The organism is Acinetobacter sp. 1424608 (genome assembly GCF_000588255.1).
GTDB lineage: Bacteria > Pseudomonadota > Gammaproteobacteria > Pseudomonadales > Moraxellaceae > Acinetobacter > Acinetobacter nosocomialis.
The window spans coordinates 1-16,945 of sequence record NZ_JFXL01000024.1 but is presented as its reverse complement, the minus strand read 5'-3'; the positions used below and the strand labels follow the sequence as shown (position 1 = coordinate 16,945).

The window sequence follows — 16,945 nt, the reverse complement described above, 5'->3', positions numbered from 1 at the left end:
AAATCCTTTTCGATAACTTTTCGTTATTAATAATTAAATTATTACGATTGGTGTTTATTAAATAAGAAACATATCATGATTTCAAATAAAAGAAGGATGCTTTAAATGAACTTTACGTTAAATTCCCAGAACTCATTACCAGACGACGCTACCCAAGGATGCTTAATTGGTCGCGCGTGGATTCCAAATCAAATTTCCGGTCCATCTCCGATTCTTTTAAAAGGTGATCAGGTTTTTGATATTTCTGAAAAGTTCCACACTATTTCCCAGTTACTTGAGAGTTCAGATCCTTTAAAAGCTTTAGCTGAAATTGAAGGAAAATTAGTTGGCTCAATTGATGAGTTGTTTGCCAATACTGTCGCCGAGCCAGATACAAACAAGGCATACTTTTTAGCCCCAATTGATTTACAAGTAATTAAAGCGGCAGGCGTTACCTTTGCTGCAAGTATGTTAGAACGTGTGATTGAAGAACAAGCTGGTGGCGATGCGCAAAAAGCTCAATCGATTCGTGAAGTTGTACAAGGCGTAATCGGTGATAATTTAAAAACAATCGAACCCGGTTCTGAAAAAGCGCTACGACTCAAAGAATATTTAATCGAACAAAAAATGTGGTCTCAATATCTTGAGGTGGGTATTGGTACAGATGCCGAGATTTTTACTAAAGCCCCTGTTTTAGCAGCTGTAGGCACAGGACAAAATATTGGTATTCATCCAAAGTCTGAATGGAATAATCCAGAGCCGGAAGTCGTATTAGTTGCCAATAGCCAAGGTAAAATTTTAGGCGCGACTTTAGGTAACGATGTGAATTTACGGGACTTTGAAGGCCGTAGTGCCTTACTGTTGAGTAAAGCGAAAGATAACAATGCATCTTGTGCGATTGGCCCATTTATTCGACTTTTTGATCATACTTTTACTTTAAATGATATTCGCGCTTGTGATGTTGAACTGCAAATTCAAGGCACCGATAACTTTGTGTTAAATGGTGTGAGTTCTATGTCGCAAATTAGCCGAGATCCTGAAGATTTAATTCAACAAACTCTTAATGAAAACCATCAATATCCAGACGGTTTTGTTTTGTTCTTGGGTACTTTATTTGCACCTACTCAAGATCGAGAACAAGCTGGGGCTGGCTTTACCCATAAAGTCGGAGATGTCGTCCGTATTCATTCACCTAAACTTGGTACTTTGTACAACACGGTTATGACCAGTGACAAAGCAACGCCGTGGAATTTTGGAATAAATGCTTTGATGCGTAATTTGAAGCAGCGTGAATTACTATAATTTTCACGTATTATCGATCGATTGAATTGCAAGATTCATCTCGTAAATAAACTAAATTTCAAAAAGTATGAGTGAAAGGATCAAAAAATGAATGATCAAAATAAACGGATTTTTTTACGTAGCCAAGAATGGTTAGATGATCCTGAACATGCCGACATGACCGCTTTATATGTTGAGCGTTACATGAATTATGGTTTGACCCGTGCCGAGTTACAATCAGGTCGTCCGATTATTGGAATTGCACAAACTGGTAGTGATTTAACCCCATGTAACCGTCATCACAAAGAACTTGCTGAACGCGTTAAAGCGGGTATTCGAGACGCAGGCGGTATTCCAATGGAATTCCCCGTCCACCCGATTGCAGAACAAACCCGTCGTCCAACTGCTGCACTTGACCGCAACTTAGCCTATTTAGGTTTGGTTGAAATCTTGCATGGTTATCCGCTTGATGGTGTAGTGCTGACCACTGGCTGTGATAAAACTACTCCTGCATGTTTAATGGCAGCCGCCACAACAGATATACCTGCAATTGTGTTGTCTGGTGGGCCAATGCTGGATGGTCATTTTAAAGGTGAGTTAATTGGTTCCGGCACTGTGCTTTGGCATGCGCGCAATTTACTTGCGACTGGTGAAATTGACTATGAAGGGTTCATGGAAATGACCACTTCTGCTTCACCTTCGGTCGGACATTGCAACACTATGGGTACAGCACTTTCCATGAATGCTTTGGCAGAAGCGTTGGGCATGTCTTTACCGACATGTGCCAGTATTCCGGCGCCGTATCGTGAACGTGGGCAAATGGCCTATATGACCGGAAAAAGAATATGTGAAATGGTTTTAGAAGACTTACGTCCTTCTAAAATTATGACCAAACAATCTTTTGAAAATGCAATCGCAGTAGCCTCAGCTTTAGGCGCATCGAGTAACTGCCCTCCTCACCTCATTGCAATTGCCCGTCATATGGGGATTGAGCTGAGTTTAGAAGACTGGCAACGTGTTGGGGAAAATATTCCGCTTATTGTGAACTGTATGCCGGCGGGTAAATATTTGGGTGAAGGTTTCCACCGTGCGGGTGGTGTCCCTGCCGTTCTACACGAATTACAAAAAGCTGGTGTATTACACGAAAATTGTGCATCGGTTAGCGGTAAAACAATTGGGGAAATTGCCAAAAATGCAAAAACTTCAAATGCAGATGTCATTTTTCCTTATGAGCAACCTCTTAAACATGGTGCCGGTTTCATTGTGCTTAGTGGCAACTTCTTTGACAGTGCCATTATGAAAATGTCTGTGGTGAGCGAAGCATTTAAAAAAACCTATTTATCAGATCCAAACAATGAAAATAGCTTCGAAGCAAGAGCGATTGTTTTTGAAGGTCCCGAAGACTATCACGCACGTATCAATGACCCTGCCTTAAACATTGATGAACATTGTATTTTAGTCATTCGTGGCGCAGGTACAGTGGGTTATCCGGGCAGTGCTGAAGTCGTCAATATGGCTCCACCAGCGGAGTTAATTAAAAAAGGGATTGATTCACTGCCTTGCTTAGGAGATGGCCGCCAAAGTGGAACTTCTGCCAGCCCATCTATTCTCAATATGTCACCCGAAGCGGCGGTAGGCGGTGGAATTGCCTTACTTAAAACCAATGACCGTTTACGTATTGATTTAAATAAACGTTCTGTCAACGTGCTCATTTCTGACGAAGAGTTAGAACAACGCCGCCGTGAATGGAAACCGACGGTATCTCCATCTCAAACACCTTGGCAAGAAATGTATCGCAACATGGTAGGTCAATTATCTACTGGTGGTTGTTTGGAACCCGCAACTTTATATATGCGAGTCGTAAACCAAGACAACCTTCCAAGACACTCTCATTAATTTCAGGATATTTGTTATGACCATTATCGGACACAACTTTATTGGCGGTTCACGTAGCGCACAAGGTACAAGCTTATTGAAAAGTGTAAATGCAACAACTGGTGAAACTTTGCCTTATGAGTTTCACCATGCAACCGAGCAAGAGGTTAATCAGGCCTGTGAAGCAGCCAGTCAAGCCTTTAAAACTTACCGTCATACGTCTCCTGAACAGCGTGCTGTTTTTCTAGAAAACATTGCCGATGAACTCGATGCATTGGGTACAGATTTTCTTGAAATCGTCTCACAGGAGACTGCTTTGCCACTTGCACGCTTGCAAGGTGAACGTGCCCGTACCAGTGGGCAAATGCGTTTGTTTGCCAAAGTGTTGCGCCGTGGTGACTTTTTAAGTGCCCGTATTGATACTGCTTTACCAGAGCGTCAGCCTTTACCTCGACCAGATCTACGCCAGATTAAAATCGGTGTTGGCCCTGTTGCAGTGTTTGGAGCAAGTAACTTTCCTTTAGCATTCTCAACTGCGGGCGGTGACACTGCTTCGGCACTAGCGGCTGGATGTTCGGTGGTAGTAAAAGCGCATAGTGGGCATATGGCGACAGCAGATTTCGTAGCGCAGGCAATTGAGCGTGCAGTCGAAAAATCAAATATGCCTAAAGGTGTATTTAACATGATCTACGGTAATGGCGTAGGTGAACCTTTAGTGAAGCATCCTTTAATTCAGGCTGTAGGTTTTACGGGTTCATTACGTGGTGGTCGCGCTTTATGTGACATGGCCGCAGCCCGTCCACAACCGATTCCGGTGTTTGCGGAAATGAGCAGTATTAACCCGATGTTGATGTTGCCAGAAGCCTTAAAAAATCGTGGTGAAAAAATTGCACAGGACTTGGCTGATTCAGTGGTTTTAGGCTGTGGTCAGTTCTGTACCAATCCGGGTTTAATCTTGGGTATTAAATCGGTCGAATTTAGTCAGCTCATTAGCAACCTAACCGACATTATGGGGGCTAAGCCTGCACAAACTATGCTCAATGCCGGAACCTTAAAAAGCTATACCGCTGGTCTTGAGCACTTAACCCAGCATCAAGGCATTAAGCATTTGGCAGGTCAGGCTCAACAAGGCAATCAGGCGCAGCCTCAACTGTTTAAAGCTGATGTGGAGTTATTATTGGCGGGGGACCAGCTTCTGCAAGAAGAAATCTTTGGGCCAACCACAGTCATTATTGAAGTTGAAGATAAAGCCCAACTCATTCAGGCGCTACAAAGTATGAATGGTCAACTGACTGCGACTTTAATTGCCGATGAAGTTGACTTAACCGAGTTTGCAGATGTGGTTCCTGTACTAGAGGAAAAAGCCGGTCGATTACTCATAAACGGCTACCCAACAGGTGTTGAGGTCTGTGATGCGATGGTACACGGCGGGCCATACCCAGCCACTTCAGATGCACGAGGTACTTCAGTTGGAACCTTGGCCATTGACCGTTACTTACGTCCTGTGTGTTACCAAAACTATCCGCAAAGTTTATTGCCAGAAGCTTTAAAAGACAGCAACCCATTGCAGATTTTAAGACTGGTGAATGGTGAGATGACTAGAGAAGCGATCTAAAAAAATAAAAGAGACCAGATGATGGTCTCTTTTTTATCGATATTCAAATCTTACGTATATAATATAAATTGCCAAATTAACTTGTTTTGTAATTGATATTTTTTAAAAATAAATCAACCGCGTAATCAACCCAAGCACTAATTTCATCGGTTGATATTAAATAATCAGGATGAGTCAAACATTTTAGATGAGCATCACTTCTTAACAGTGATAAAAATATATTTGCTGCGACTTCCGAAGAAGAAGTTAATTCAATTTCTCCTTGTTTAACCGACTTTTCAAGATAACCCGCAATAATATTTGCCAGACGTTGTGGCCCCACTTCAAAGAACTTTTCAGATAATTCCGGGAATCTTACGGCTTCTGCAATACAGATTCTAAAGAATGCCAAACCCGAATGCGATAAAATAAAACACAAATAAGTTTTCCCAATTTCGGTTAAAGCTGAACGTAAGTTTTTGGCCTTTGTTTCAACCAATATAATTTGTTCTTGCATATTGGCACATTTGCGCTCAATGACGGCAGCAAACATCGCTTCTTTATTTTTAAAACAACCATACATGGTCGCTTTTGAAACACCTGCTTCTTTTTGAATCATATCTGTGGTTGTGCCACTAAATCCGTGGATCAAAAAAAACTTTGTTGCTGCATCTAGAATTTTTTGATCTTTCTCTTTGGTTTTAGTGCAATCTGACATACGAACCTACAAACATATTTAGCAATTTCATTCTTAGTGTAACTCATCGAAAAGTTCAAAATCGAGAATTGACGTAATTTTAATAAGATAGTAGAGTACCGATCGGTACAGTTGAGCTTAAGATTTGCCCTGCTCGGTGCAACAAGCTCATTTTAAAATTTAAGGTAAAAGATGAATATACGACCACTCATCGGTTTGGCAGGTGCAATTTTTGCAGCCATGACTGTCGAATTTAATAACCGAATTAGCAGCATTACCTTGGTCGATATTCGCGGTGCAATGGGCATTAGTGTCGACGCTGGTTATTGGGTCAGTAGTATTTATGCCAGTGCCATGATTATTGGCATGATCCTGTCCACCAGTTGGGCCGTTATTTTTTCCATGCGTCGGGTTCTTCTTTTTGCGATAGGACTTTGCCTCTTCTCTAGCGTTTTAATTCCTTTTAGCCCAAATATCGAAATATTTTATTTATTACGGGGCTTGCAAGGACTCGCTAATGGTTTAACCATTCCTTTACTTATGGCCTGTGCCCTTAGATTCCTAGGACCTGAAATTCGTCTATGGGGTTTGGCCTGCTATGCATTAACAGCAACTTTTTTCCCCAACTTAAGTGCTGCACTTGCTGCCTTTTATTTAGATGTGATTGGTTGGAAGATGATATTTTTCCAAACCATTCCTTTTTGTGCTTTAAGTGCTGCACTGGTTTACTTCGGTATTCCCCAAGATCCTTTAAATTACTCAAGAATAAAAACTTATGATTGGACTGGTGCGGTTCTAGCCATCATTGGCTTTGCAAGCTTAAGTACCATGCTTTTGCATGGCAATCATTTGGACTGGTTCAATTCAAAATTGATTTGTGTTTTGGCTTTAATGAGTGCCATTACCCTACCTTTATTTTTAATACATGAATGGCGCTATCCAACACCATTAATTAAACCGCAAATGCTCGAAATACGAAATTTTGGCTATGCTGTTATTGCGCTGTTTTGCTTTGTGATTATTGGTATGTCGACCAGTACCTTACCCCTTAATTACTTAAGTGCTGTGCATGGTTATAAGCCCACTCAAACCATGTGGATTGGCTTACAAATTGCCGCATTACAGTTTATCTATATTCCAATTGTCATTAAAGTTTTGAACCAAGCTTGGGTTGATAGCCGATATGTACATGGGTTTGGTTTGCTTTTGGTGATAGCTGGCTGCTTAGGTGCAAGTCAACTTGATACGACTTGGAACCAAGACCAATTCTATTTTTGGCATGCAATCTCATGTTTGGGACAAACCTGTGTAGTGCTTTCGCTACTCATGATGGGTACAAATAGTGTCCATCCAACTATGGCAATCTATGCTTCGCCTATGATTAATACCCCGCGTGCTATTAGCGGCGTACTCGGTGTGTGCCTTTTGGACTGGGTCAATCGAGTACGTGGTGAATACCATTCAACACGACTGATTGAAAATACCGCACAACATGTTTTTCAAAATATTCAAGGCCCTGTTATTCATTCTCTTCCCCCGCCTGTGCTAAGTGCAGATGGTACCGAACGTGTTCCCGGTGGCTTATCTGCCTTAAATTCTGCGATTCAGGCACAGCAATCAGTGTTAGTCATTAGCGATCAATATCTGATTTTAGCGGGACTTACTGCAATTTTATTTATCGTTATGCTGATTTTGCCAGTTAGAACTTATCCACCACGCATTGCTCTCATTAAGTTAATGAATAGTCATAACTCAGGAAAATCTTTATGAGTACTCTCGAAGCCCAAGATCACTCCATGACCGAGTCACCCAAGTTAACAAAGATGCAATATCTTAAGAAACACTGGGTTATGGTTATTGCATTTATTATCGTTCTAGTTTCCATTTTATGGATTTTAAAAGTTATATTTTTACCTTCTTCAGTGGTTAAAACTGACGATGCACGGGTAGATGTCGAGTACTCAACCATTGCTCCTAAAGTGTCAGGCAATATTGAAGAAATTTATATTAAAGATCACCAGACCGTAAAAAAAGGCCAACTTTTGGCACGGATTGATGCACGAGATTATCAGGCGGCTTTAGCTGAAGCAGAATCTAATTATGCTAAAGCACAAGCTGACTTAAATGAAGCAAAGCTGGCAGTAGAAAGACAACCCACTGTTATTCGAGAAACAGAAGCCCAGCTTAGAAAAGTAGAAGCTGGCATTAAACTCACTAAAGATAATACCGCACGCTATGAGCAACTACAGGCGCTTGGTGCTGAGTCTAGATTGATTACGCAACAGTCAAAAACCACATTAACCGAGCAATATGCCGACTTGGACAGCAGTAAAGAAAAAGTCACAGATGCACAGTATCAGCTCAACCAATATAAGATTCAGGTTCAAGCTAAACAAGCGGCTTTGAAACAAGCTCAAGCTGCGCTTGATAAAGCAAAACTGAATCTGAGTTATACAGAAATTCGAGCGCCTATTGATGGCATGATTGGGCAAAAGTCTGCAAATGTGGGCAACTTTGTTGGCGCAGGTAATCCACTCATGGTGGTTGTACCCTTAGATCAAGTGTATGTAGAAGCCAACTTCCGTGAAATTGAGCTAAAACAAATTAAAATCGGCCAGCCTGTCACTGTTTATGTCGACGCTTACAATGTTGAGTTAAAAGGCGTGGTAGATAGTTTTTCACCATCGACTGGCGCATTTTTCTCACCAATTTCGGCTACAAATGCGACGGGTAACTTTACTAAAATTGTTCAGCGTTTACCTTTACGCATCAAACTCCTTGAGAACCAGCCGGATATTAAGTTGTTGCGTCCTGGCCTATCTGTTGTAGTTTCTGTGGATACCACTAAATAAAGGGAATCAACTGAACACTTAAAAACTTTAAATGAGCCTCATTGTTAGTCTTACACCTAATGAGGCTTCATCAAATTCAATACCAAATTTGGCTCGTATTTTACCCTTCTACCTTTTTATCTTTGCTACTTGAATAGATAAAGTACAAAGCGATCCCTAAGCAAATTAGCGCTCCTAATCGATACAGTGAAAAAGGAAGCATTTCATTACCGAACCAACCAAAGTTATCAATCAATATACTCATCAAAAGTTGTCCAAAAATCACAGCCACAGTGGCAACCGCAGCTCCGATTCTTTGTACAGCCAGTACCATAATGACAATATAAGGTACGCCACACATAGCACCTAATAACTGCCATTTAGGAACATCTAGTAACGTTAAAGTTTGTCTAGGTTCAAAGTAAAAAATAAGGAGAGCCGTAATTAGAGCTCCGACCGAAAAAGTCAGAAAAGCACTACGAAATACACCAACTTTTGCTCCAAGTTGACCATTAATTGCGGCCTGTACACTCAATAAAGCACCACCAATGACGGCGAGAAGGATCATTAAAATTGTCATGCGGGTCTCCTATGCTTTTGCGACAAGTACAAGTGCAGCAACAATAAAGATGAGTGCCAATATTCGTTTACGGTCTACCTTTCGGTGCGGAGTCCCCAACAAACCATAGTGGTCGATGATCAGACTTTTAGACACTTGTCCCGCTAAAATGCCTATCATCGTCATGGCAATGCCAATAATTGGAGTGGTAATGGTCAGAATAATGACGTAAGCAGGACCAAGAACACCGCCGAGTAATTGCCAAGATGGAAGTGTAAAAAATGAAGGACTATTCCGTGGGCTAAAAAACAGCATGAGTAGAAAAGTAAGTGCTGCTCCCACACCAAAAATACTAAACGTGGCCCATAACTCACCCACTTCCTTTCCTAACGGCCCTAGAAGCCCTGCTTCGACCGATAGCCCCATACCCCCTAAAATGGTTAGGAGTAGTAATAGAATTTGCATCTACATTGCCTCATCTGTATTTAGGCAACGAATACTAAGGTAGCCAATTCATCAGAAAAACAGCATAATTCATGAATCACTTTTGCAGAAATTGCACAAATGGATTTAACAAATTCGATTGATATCCGAATGCTTCGCTTCTTTATTAGTGTTTACAATGCTCAAAACTTCTCAAATGTAGCACGTAAAGAAGATGTGTCTGCATCTATGATTTCACGCACCATTCAACAACTTGAAGATGCGTTAGGCCAGCAACTTTTCTACCGAAATACGCGAGCAATCACACCGACCGAATCGGGCAAATTATTTTTTGAGTATGCGAAAAAAATTACCGAACAATTTGATGAAGCTCAAAAGGCTTTACAAGATAAAACCATAGAGCCATCGGGACTCGTCCGAATCAATGCACCAGTGTTTTTTGGTCAACGACATATTGCGCCGTGGTTAGCGGGTTTATCAGAGCGTTATCCAAGACTTCTAATAGAACTAATTCAAACCGATGAATTTATAGATCCATTACGCGAAAGCACAGATTTAATATTTCGTATTGGAGCACTGACTGATTCATCATTTCATGCACGTATTTTTGGTACACAAAAATATCATTTGGCAGCGTCTCCTCAATATATTGCCAAATACAGTACGCCTGATCATCCGACAGAACTTAATCAGCACAAATGCCTAGTCTATAAAGGTTTTGAAGGTCCTAACCGCTGGTTAGTAAGAAAGCCCAATGAAGAATGGGTACATTATCCAATTACTCCATTGCTGTCTTCAAACAATGCCGAAAGTTTAATGACAGCTGCGCTTCATGGCATGGGGATTGTTTTATTTCCTGATTGGCTAATTGGCGAAGCTTTAAAACAAGGTGATTTAATAAAGCTTTTACCTGAATATGAAGTCGCGATTAAATCACAACCCCAGCATATCGCAGCCATTTATCCCAATGTCCGTCATCCACCGCTAAACATTAGAGCAGTGATAGATTATTTCGCAGAAATCTATGGAGACACACCGTATTGGCAGAATTAAATTTTTCTTTTAATCATCATTTATAAAGACAAAAACACCTGATTGCAGCAATCAAATAAACTCTGAAATCAGGGATCACCGTTAGATACTAATTAATCGATATTTCATAATGAAAATTATCGGCCAAACCATAAGACTCACGGTATTCGACTGCTACGCCTTCAAGATTTTTTGCGATACGGCATACCTTCACTAAAGGGTCTTCAAGGTGATTATTTAAATGGCTATCTTTGATATTTTTCACAAAAGTTAACCGTTCGGTTGCATAAGAAATAAACTGGCCACAGTGCTGATAATAAAAAGGATAAAGTAAATTCCCAAACTCAGCGATTGGAATTTCTTCCAGATTTTTAAATAAGCGTTCAGGCAACCAGATTCTTTCGCTTAACACAACGACGTCTTCATACTTACGGACACGCTCAATATAAAGCAACTTTTCGGTGTGCCCAAGCCCCAACTCGGCATTTACTTCCGGAATTGCATCACACACTTCTACTTTTTTGATTTGTCCTTGTGGCTGAATGAACTCACCTTTTTTATTACGTAATCTAAAAAAACGGATGAGTGAATTTTCAAAATTAGGTTGTTTGAGGAAAGTTCCTTTTCCTTGCTGTTTAACCAATAAGCCGTCTTCAACCAGTCCTTCAACCGCCTTTCTCACGGTTCCTACCGATACGCTATACATTTGCGCAAGCTCTTGTTCACTTGGAATAGGCTCTTCAACTGTCCATTTTGACTGAATCAGTAGTTTTTGAAGTTCCCAACGGACCTTTTCATATCTTGGCAATTTAAAATTTTTAAATGCAGTCTCATCAAGCATTTGCGTTAAACATTATGAAATAGATTTGACAATATTAGCATAGTTCTGTGTAATACAAAAAATTAAACATATATATGTTTAGATGTTTATATATTTATCAAGGAAGATAATATGACCGCATTGATGCTGATAGCTTTAGCTGTATCTATAGGCTTAGGTTATAAAACAAAAATCAATATCGGATTTTTTACGATAGTGTTTGCTTACCTGATTGGTTGCTTTGGCATGGGCCTTAAACCTTCCGAAGTTATTGAATTATGGCCTGTCAAAATTTTCTTTATTATTTTATCTGTCACTCTGTTTTATAACTTTGCTTTGGCAAATGGCGCACTAGAGAAGCTTGCCAGCCATCTTTTATATAAATGCCGTAAGTTTCCTCAGTTTTTACCTTTAGCGATTTTTTTCGCAGCAACCATTATTGCAGGCCTAGGTGCTGGTTTTTATACGGTACTTGCCTTTATGGCACCCATTACACTGCTGCTGTGTAAAAAAACCAATATGAATATGGTTATTGGCGGGATGGCTGCAAATTACGGCGCTCTAGCTGGCGCAAATTTTATGACATCGCAAAGTGGCATTATTTTCCGAAGCTTAATGGAAAATACTAGCATTAGCTCACAAACCGCTTTTTCATATAGCAGTGGAATTTTTGTCTTAACTTTAATTATTCCAATTGCGGTGTTGGGCATTTATACCCTCTGGAATAGAAAAAGTAATTCAATTGTGATTGAAGATCAAAAGCCTGAACCATTCGACAAAAAACAGAAACAATCCATCTTCCTTATTGTTTTAATGATGTCGATTGTTTTAGTTTTTCCAATCTTGCACCTTGTTTTCCCCGATGTAAAAACGATTAGCTTTTTAAACTCCAAAATTGATATTGCCTTCCTTGCCATTACCTTCTCGCTCATTAGTTTACTTGTGAAACTTGCCGATGAGAAAAAGGTCATTGCACTTGTGCCGTGGGGAACACTGATCATGATTTGCGGTGTCGGTATGCTCATCGCATTAGGTGTGAAGCTTGGCATTATTACGACCCTATCTGAATGGTTAGCAAACAATGTTCCTGTGTGGGTTATTCCAGTACTGTTATGTCTGATCAGTGCCATTATGTCTGTATTTTCAAGCACTCTAGGTGTAGTTGCTCCTACCTTATTCCCAATTGTTCCAGCGCTTGCACTTACCTCTGGCCTAAATCCACTAGTGCTATTCATTTGTATTGTGGTTGGCGCTCAGTCTACAGCGATTTCTCCTTTCTCCTCTGGCGGTAGTCTCATTATGGCTTCAGCACCAGCAGACATCGACAAAACCAAATTCTTTAATCATCTGTTATTTAAAGCAATTCCTGTAGGAGTCATTGCCGCTTTAATCGCTATTTTCGCTTTAAAATTTGTAATGTGAGATGAAAATGAACTGTATAGATACACATGCACATGTTTTTTCGACTCAGGACCACAGTATCGAAACAGCACGTTATGCACCTGATTATGATGCAACTGTACAAAGTTTTATCTCTCATCTTGATGAACACAATTTCACGCATGGTGTTTTGGTTCAACCCAGCTTTTTGGGTACCAATAACCAAGCGATGTTAAACGCAATTCAGCAATACCCTAAGCGTTTAAAAGGGATCGCCGTTATTGAACATACGACGACTTTTGAGGAGCTAGTGAATCTCAAGGCACAAGGCATCGTTGGTGTTCGCTTAAATCTATTCGGTCTTAACCCTCCTGCGCTAAATACGCCTGACTGGCAAAAATTTTTACGTAATGTGGAAAGCCTCAACTGGCAAGTTGAACTACACGCACCGCCAAAATATCTGGTACAGCTTTTGCCACAATTAGATGAATACAGCTTTGATGTGGTAATTGACCATTTTGGCCGAGTTGACCCTGTTAAAGGGATTGAAGATCCGGATTATCAGAAATTTTTAAGCTTACTTAACGTAAAACAGCACTGGATTAAAGTGTCCGGTTTCTACCGTTTGGGTGCCGCTCCAAACAACATAAATACGGCACGACAGGCCTATAACATTTTTAAAGAAAAAGGCTTTTTACACAAACTCATTTGGGGAAGCGATTGGCCACATACCCAACATGAATCTTTAATTACTTATGAAAATGCATTTAGAGCTTTTAAACAGATTGTGTTTGATAAACACGAGCAATGTTTAATTTTAAATCAGAACCCTACCGAGCTGTTTGGTTTCTCACGTACATAAGGAGTATGTATGAAAAATGATATATCTATATCGGAAGTAGAAAAGTCAACGATCCGTAAACTCTCTTTTCGTATTCTTCCTTTCCTCATTCTTTGTTATTTCATCTCATATATTGACCGAGTAAACATTGGTTTCGCCGCTTTAACCATGAATCAAGAAATTGGTTTAACCGCGACTGCCTTTGGTTTTGGTGCGACATTATTTTTTATTGCATATGTCATATTTGAAATTCCAAGTAATATGGCCATGGAAAAGCTAGGTGCACGTATCTGGATTGCCAGAATCATGATTACTTGGGGCATTGTCGGTTGCTGTACCGCCTTCATTACTGGCCCGATTTCATATGCAATTTCACGGTTTTTACTTGGTGCTGCTGAAGCTGGATTTTTTCCTGGTGTATTACTGTATTTAACCCTATGGTTCCCTAAACGATATATGGCTCGAATTGTTGCCGTATTTATGGTTGCCATTCCTTTATCTAATTTTATTGGTTCACCATTATCTGCCTTACTGTTGGGCTTACATGGTTTAGTTGGTTTAAGTGGATGGCAAGTGCTTTTAATTTTTGAAGCATTGCCTGCTATTCTTCTTGGCATATTATGTTTAGTTTGGCTTCCAAATAAACCGAATCATGTGAAATGGTTAAGTTCTGAGGAAAGAGAATGGCTATCGAGCACCTTAACTTTTGAAAAAAACCAACAGTTAAATACTGAAAAACAAGACAGTGCCGAGCAGAAAAAAAAGTAAGTTTAAGCTTCTGATTACCAATAAATATTTATGGTTCTTCGCAATTATTTATGCAGGAAGCTCTGCAACCAGCAATATTTTATCATTATGGATGCCTCAGATTTTAAAAGCCTTCCATCTAACTGCTATGCAGACGGGTCTTTTAAATATGATTCCGTTTGGTTTAGCTGCCGCTTTCATGATTGTTTGGGGTGTACATGCCGATAAAAGTGGTAATAAGAGCCTTAACACAGCTATTCCGTTATTTGTGACGAGTTTTGGTTTGCTCCTTACTATTTTTACTTCATCTTTAACCTTGAGCTTACTTTTATTCTCACTCGTTTTGATGGGTAACTATGCCATTAAAGGTCCTTTCTGGGCGTTGGTTTCTGAGCGCTTACCGCCTACTTTAGTGGCTGTAGGTATTGCAGCGGTAAATACGATTGCGCATATCGGTACTGGGCTTATGAACTCTATTATGGGCATAGTGAAAGATTACTCAGGTAGTTTCCCTGTTTCACTTCTACCGTTATGTATTCTTACCTTTATTGGCGCCATGATTGCATTGTATTTAGGAAGAAAACCAACTTTACCGAAAGCACAAAAGGTTCAAAAAGTGGTTTAGCTTTTAGAAATAAAAAATTTAATCAAAAGAGGCCCATTAATGGTCTCTTTTTTATTTATAACAAATATATAGATGCTAAGATGAATCAATATTTTCTTATTTTTATATGAAAACTATGAGTTTGTCTGTCTTTACTATAATAAAAAAAGCCCATCTTCCGATGAGCTTTTTATTTAACTAAATTTCATAATATGTATTAGACTTTAAATTCTGCTATTACAAAGTTTTTTACTATTTCATCAAAATTTGGTTTCAGAAGAGTTGGCTTGCTATCTTTTATAGTTATATACCAATAACTTGCTGCAACTCCCATGCTAATCAAAGCTAACAATTTCATTGCTCACCTCACTTATTGGGAAGAGTGGACTTCAACTTAACATCCGCGTTTGTAGCCTTCCAACTCGTTTTAACGAGGTTTCTGTATATTTTTTAAGCAATGTGTAATAAAAAAATTAGAATTATTTCTCAAGAAAAGAAGCATAACCATTAATTATCCTTCTTTGTATTGCTTACGGTTGAGCTTCAATAAACTGCTAAAGTTAGTTACATACTTTTGCCACTTTAAAAAAGTCTTTTGTATTATAAAACATACTAATTTCTCCCCATTTTACGTTATCTTTCTCTCTATAAATTATATCTTTAACAACAGTGCCATCCGAGTTAATGACAGCATCCGCTACCAATGCCGCTTGTTGAGTATTACAGTTTATTTTCATTTTAATAAATCTTTTACCTAACCAAGTGGGACGACCATTGGGCTTCATAACTCCAGTAAACATCATAGAAATTATGGGGTATCCATCACTATAATGTTCACGTACACCAGGTCTAATATACGTAGCATCTGAATTGTTTTTAGTTAAAAATACCCATGTAATATCATTTTCGATAATATTTTTTTCTTCAGCTTTATTTGTCGAAAGATAAGTTGCAATAGATTCATTCTTAATATGCTGTGGGACAAGATCTGTTTTGTAATGAGCTACTTCTCTACTATCTTTTTTTAAATTCTCATCTACAGTTTGTTTTGGAACTTCATTTTGATTGCTAGAAGATGACTGATCATAAATTGTATTTGGTTGAGAATAATTATAAGGATAACTGCCACTTGAAGATGTAGTTTTTGTACCTACCTTTCCATTATATGGATTGACGTTACCAACTGTACTCCAATTATTATAAAGTCGTCCATCTGGGTTAGAACGGATATGTGGACTTACATAGGTTCCATTTTTGCGATAATATCCCCGTACTGCTACACCTGCATGAACAAAAGATATATAGAAATTGCTAGCCAGAAGTAAACCGACAAATGTAAAAGTAGTTTTAATTGTCATATTAATACTCAAGAATATTTTAATTTATTCATTAATAATATTAGGGTGTGTTGACACTTTTAGCTTAAAAAAATAGCGAAGTAGTAAAATCAAATCGCCAAACCCAATTTTACTATTCGCTATGCCTCGTACCATGCTGACAGATCAACACTGGCAAAAGTTGAAAGTTATTCTGCGTAATTTATCCATTCACCACAACTCAAATTTACGCAATTTTATTGAAGCTATTCTCTATAGAATTAGAACAGGCTGTCCGTGGCGAGATATTCCTTGCTGTTTTGGTCATTCAAACTCTATTTTCAAACGTTTTAATCGTTGGTCAAGCAGCGGTAAGTTTCTTAGATTATTCAAATTACTAGCCTCATGCCCCGATATGGAGTGGATTTTTATTGATGGCTCTCATGTACGTGCTCATCAACATTCTGCCGGCATAGCGAATCAATCTATTTCTAAAAGTGTAGGAGGAAACTCCTCAAAAATACATTTGATTGTTGATGCACATGGCAATCCTATTGATTTCATGATTACCGATGGAACCACACATGATGTTAAAGTTGCACCTGATTTAATATCAACATTAGATTTAAAAGAGACAAAAGTGGTATGTGCAGATAAAGGCTATGATTCAGAACCACTGCGTGAACAGATCAGGAAAACAGGGACTAAAGCGAATATACCAAAGAAAACAAATAGCCAATCGAACAATGACCATATGGACTGGTATTTATATAAAATCAGGCATTTAGTTGAAAATATGTTTTGTAGATTAAAGCAATTTAGAGGAATAGCTACTCGATATGACAAGCTCAAAAGAAATTATCAAAGTTCTGTTGCTTTAGCATGTATATTTTTATGGCTACCTTTATAGGGTTAATTATGAACAGTAAATGTCAACAAACCCTA

General features: G+C 39.1%; 15 protein-coding genes and 1 pseudogene. 10 read left to right on the top strand and 6 right to left on the bottom strand.

Annotated elements, in window-relative coordinates:
• The first annotated feature begins 105 nt into the window (after positions 1 to 105).
• The 3 genes from J678_RS20705 (at position 106) to J678_RS20695 (ending at position 4,750) form a co-directional block, all read left to right on the top strand.
• Positions 106 to 1,281: a fumarylacetoacetate hydrolase family protein gene (locus J678_RS20705; RefSeq protein WP_017392706.1), complete on the top strand. Its 1,176-nt coding sequence runs from the start codon at positions 106 to 108 to the stop codon at positions 1,279 to 1,281.
• Between the two features lie 87 nt (positions 1,282 to 1,368).
• Complete coding sequence (locus tag J678_RS20700; RefSeq protein WP_017392705.1) at positions 1,369 to 3,156, top strand: IlvD/Edd family dehydratase; 1,788 nt, start codon at positions 1,369 to 1,371, stop codon at positions 3,154 to 3,156.
• Positions 3,157 to 3,172: 16 nt separating this feature from the next.
• The gene (locus tag J678_RS20695) at positions 3,173 to 4,750 is read left to right on the top strand and encodes an aldehyde dehydrogenase (NADP(+)) (protein ID WP_017392704.1); all 1,578 of its coding nucleotides are present in this window, start codon (positions 3,173 to 3,175) and stop codon (positions 4,748 to 4,750) included.
• 76 nt (positions 4,751 to 4,826) lie between these two features.
• Here the strand turns inward: J678_RS20695 and J678_RS20690 are convergent, their stop codons facing one another.
• Positions 4,827 to 5,447 (bottom strand): TetR/AcrR family transcriptional regulator, encoded by a 621-nt coding sequence (locus tag J678_RS20690; protein ID WP_017392703.1) that lies wholly within the window; start codon positions 5,445 to 5,447, stop codon positions 4,827 to 4,829.
• 171 nt (positions 5,448 to 5,618) lie between these two features.
• Here J678_RS20690 and J678_RS20685 point away from each other — a divergent pair, with 171 nt between their 5' ends.
• Together J678_RS20685 and J678_RS20680 are read left to right on the top strand one after the other, a co-directional pair.
• Positions 5,619 to 7,196 carry an MFS transporter gene (locus tag J678_RS20685; protein WP_031996789.1) on the top strand — a complete coding sequence of 526 codons (1,578 nt, stop codon included), beginning with the start codon at positions 5,619 to 5,621 and terminating at the stop codon, positions 7,194 to 7,196.
• Positions 7,193 to 8,278 (top strand): HlyD family secretion protein, encoded by a 1,086-nt coding sequence (locus J678_RS20680; protein WP_017392701.1) that lies wholly within the window; start codon positions 7,193 to 7,195, stop codon positions 8,276 to 8,278. The genes J678_RS20685 and J678_RS20680 overlap by 4 nt, the downstream gene beginning before the upstream one ends.
• 100 nt (positions 8,279 to 8,378) lie before the next feature.
• On the opposite strand, the gene J678_RS20675 is transcribed toward J678_RS20680, so the two are convergent.
• Both J678_RS20675 and J678_RS20670 read right to left on the bottom strand, forming a co-directional pair.
• On the bottom strand, positions 8,379 to 8,837 hold the full coding sequence (locus tag J678_RS20675) for a DMT family transporter (protein ID WP_017392700.1): 459 nt from the start codon (positions 8,835 to 8,837) through the stop codon (positions 8,379 to 8,381).
• Between the two features lie 9 nt (positions 8,838 to 8,846).
• Positions 8,847 to 9,281 carry a DMT family transporter gene (locus J678_RS20670; protein WP_001166490.1) on the bottom strand — a complete coding sequence of 145 codons (435 nt, stop codon included), beginning with the start codon at positions 9,279 to 9,281 and terminating at the stop codon, positions 8,847 to 8,849.
• Between the two features lie 99 nt (positions 9,282 to 9,380).
• On the opposite strand from J678_RS20670, the gene J678_RS20665 reads away from it, so the two are divergent.
• Positions 9,381 to 10,313 carry a LysR family transcriptional regulator gene (locus tag J678_RS20665; RefSeq protein ID WP_017392699.1) on the top strand — a complete coding sequence of 311 codons (933 nt, stop codon included), beginning with the start codon at positions 9,381 to 9,383 and terminating at the stop codon, positions 10,311 to 10,313.
• Positions 10,314 to 10,401: 88 nt separating this feature from the next.
• Here J678_RS20665 and J678_RS20660 read toward each other — a convergent pair whose 3' ends face one another.
• Positions 10,402 to 11,133: a GntR family transcriptional regulator gene (locus J678_RS20660; RefSeq protein ID WP_017392698.1), complete on the bottom strand. Its 732-nt coding sequence runs from the start codon at positions 11,131 to 11,133 to the stop codon at positions 10,402 to 10,404.
• A 111-nt stretch (positions 11,134 to 11,244) separates the two neighbouring features.
• On the opposite strand from J678_RS20660, the gene J678_RS20655 reads away from it, so the two are divergent.
• The 3 genes and pseudogenes from J678_RS20655 (at position 11,245) to J678_RS0104605 (ending at position 14,705) form a co-directional block, all read left to right on the top strand.
• Complete coding sequence (locus J678_RS20655) at positions 11,245 to 12,534, top strand: SLC13 family permease (protein WP_017392697.1); 1,290 nt, start codon at positions 11,245 to 11,247, stop codon at positions 12,532 to 12,534.
• A gap of 7 nt (positions 12,535 to 12,541) precedes the next feature.
• Positions 12,542 to 13,354 carry an amidohydrolase family protein gene (locus J678_RS20650; protein ID WP_017392696.1) on the top strand — a complete coding sequence of 271 codons (813 nt, stop codon included), beginning with the start codon at positions 12,542 to 12,544 and terminating at the stop codon, positions 13,352 to 13,354.
• A gap of 9 nt (positions 13,355 to 13,363) precedes the next feature.
• Positions 13,364 to 14,705: pseudogene (locus tag J678_RS0104605) on the top strand (MFS transporter).
• Positions 14,706 to 14,901: 196 nt separating this feature from the next.
• On the opposite strand, the gene J678_RS23375 reads toward J678_RS0104605, so the two are convergent.
• Positions 14,902 to 15,042 (bottom strand): hypothetical protein, encoded by a 141-nt coding sequence (locus J678_RS23375; protein WP_004887108.1) that lies wholly within the window; start codon positions 15,040 to 15,042, stop codon positions 14,902 to 14,904.
• A 202-nt stretch (positions 15,043 to 15,244) separates the two neighbouring features.
• Complete coding sequence (locus J678_RS23590; protein WP_017392695.1) at positions 15,245 to 16,042, bottom strand: hypothetical protein; 798 nt, start codon at positions 16,040 to 16,042, stop codon at positions 15,245 to 15,247.
• A gap of 121 nt (positions 16,043 to 16,163) precedes the next feature.
• Here J678_RS23590 and J678_RS20640 point away from each other — a divergent pair, with 121 nt between their 5' ends.
• The gene (locus J678_RS20640) at positions 16,164 to 16,910 is read left to right on the top strand and encodes an IS5-like element ISAba31 family transposase (protein WP_002122556.1); all 747 of its coding nucleotides are present in this window, start codon (positions 16,164 to 16,166) and stop codon (positions 16,908 to 16,910) included.
• Positions 16,911 to 16,945: the final 35 nt, after the last annotated feature.

Coding starts and splice junctions, on each gene's coding strand:
- J678_RS20670 (WP_001166490.1), bottom strand. CDS start 9,281: ATGCAAATTCTATTACTACTCCTAACCATTTTAGGGGGTATGGGGCTA.
- J678_RS20665 (WP_017392699.1), top strand. CDS start 9,381: ATGGATTTAACAAATTCGATTGATATCCGAATGCTTCGCTTCTTTATT.
- J678_RS20650 (WP_017392696.1), top strand. CDS start 12,542: ATGAACTGTATAGATACACATGCACATGTTTTTTCGACTCAGGACCAC.
- J678_RS20640 (WP_002122556.1), top strand. CDS start 16,164: ATGCCTCGTACCATGCTGACAGATCAACACTGGCAAAAGTTGAAAGTT.
- J678_RS20675 (WP_017392700.1), bottom strand. CDS start 8,837: ATGACAATTTTAATGATCCTTCTCGCCGTCATTGGTGGTGCTTTATTG.
- J678_RS20690 (WP_017392703.1), bottom strand. CDS start 5,447: ATGTCAGATTGCACTAAAACCAAAGAGAAAGATCAAAAAATTCTAGAT.
- J678_RS20685 (WP_031996789.1), top strand. CDS start 5,619: ATGAATATACGACCACTCATCGGTTTGGCAGGTGCAATTTTTGCAGCC.
- J678_RS20655 (WP_017392697.1), top strand. CDS start 11,245: ATGACCGCATTGATGCTGATAGCTTTAGCTGTATCTATAGGCTTAGGT.
- J678_RS20705 (WP_017392706.1), top strand. CDS start 106: ATGAACTTTACGTTAAATTCCCAGAACTCATTACCAGACGACGCTACC.
- J678_RS20700 (WP_017392705.1), top strand. CDS start 1,369: ATGAATGATCAAAATAAACGGATTTTTTTACGTAGCCAAGAATGGTTA.
- J678_RS20660 (WP_017392698.1), bottom strand. CDS start 11,133: ATGCTTGATGAGACTGCATTTAAAAATTTTAAATTGCCAAGATATGAA.
- J678_RS23590 (WP_017392695.1), bottom strand. CDS start 16,042: ATGACAATTAAAACTACTTTTACATTTGTCGGTTTACTTCTGGCTAGC.
- J678_RS20680 (WP_017392701.1), top strand. CDS start 7,193: ATGAGTACTCTCGAAGCCCAAGATCACTCCATGACCGAGTCACCCAAG.
- J678_RS23375 (WP_004887108.1), bottom strand. CDS start 15,042: ATGAAATTGTTAGCTTTGATTAGCATGGGAGTTGCAGCAAGTTATTGG.
- J678_RS20695 (WP_017392704.1), top strand. CDS start 3,173: ATGACCATTATCGGACACAACTTTATTGGCGGTTCACGTAGCGCACAA.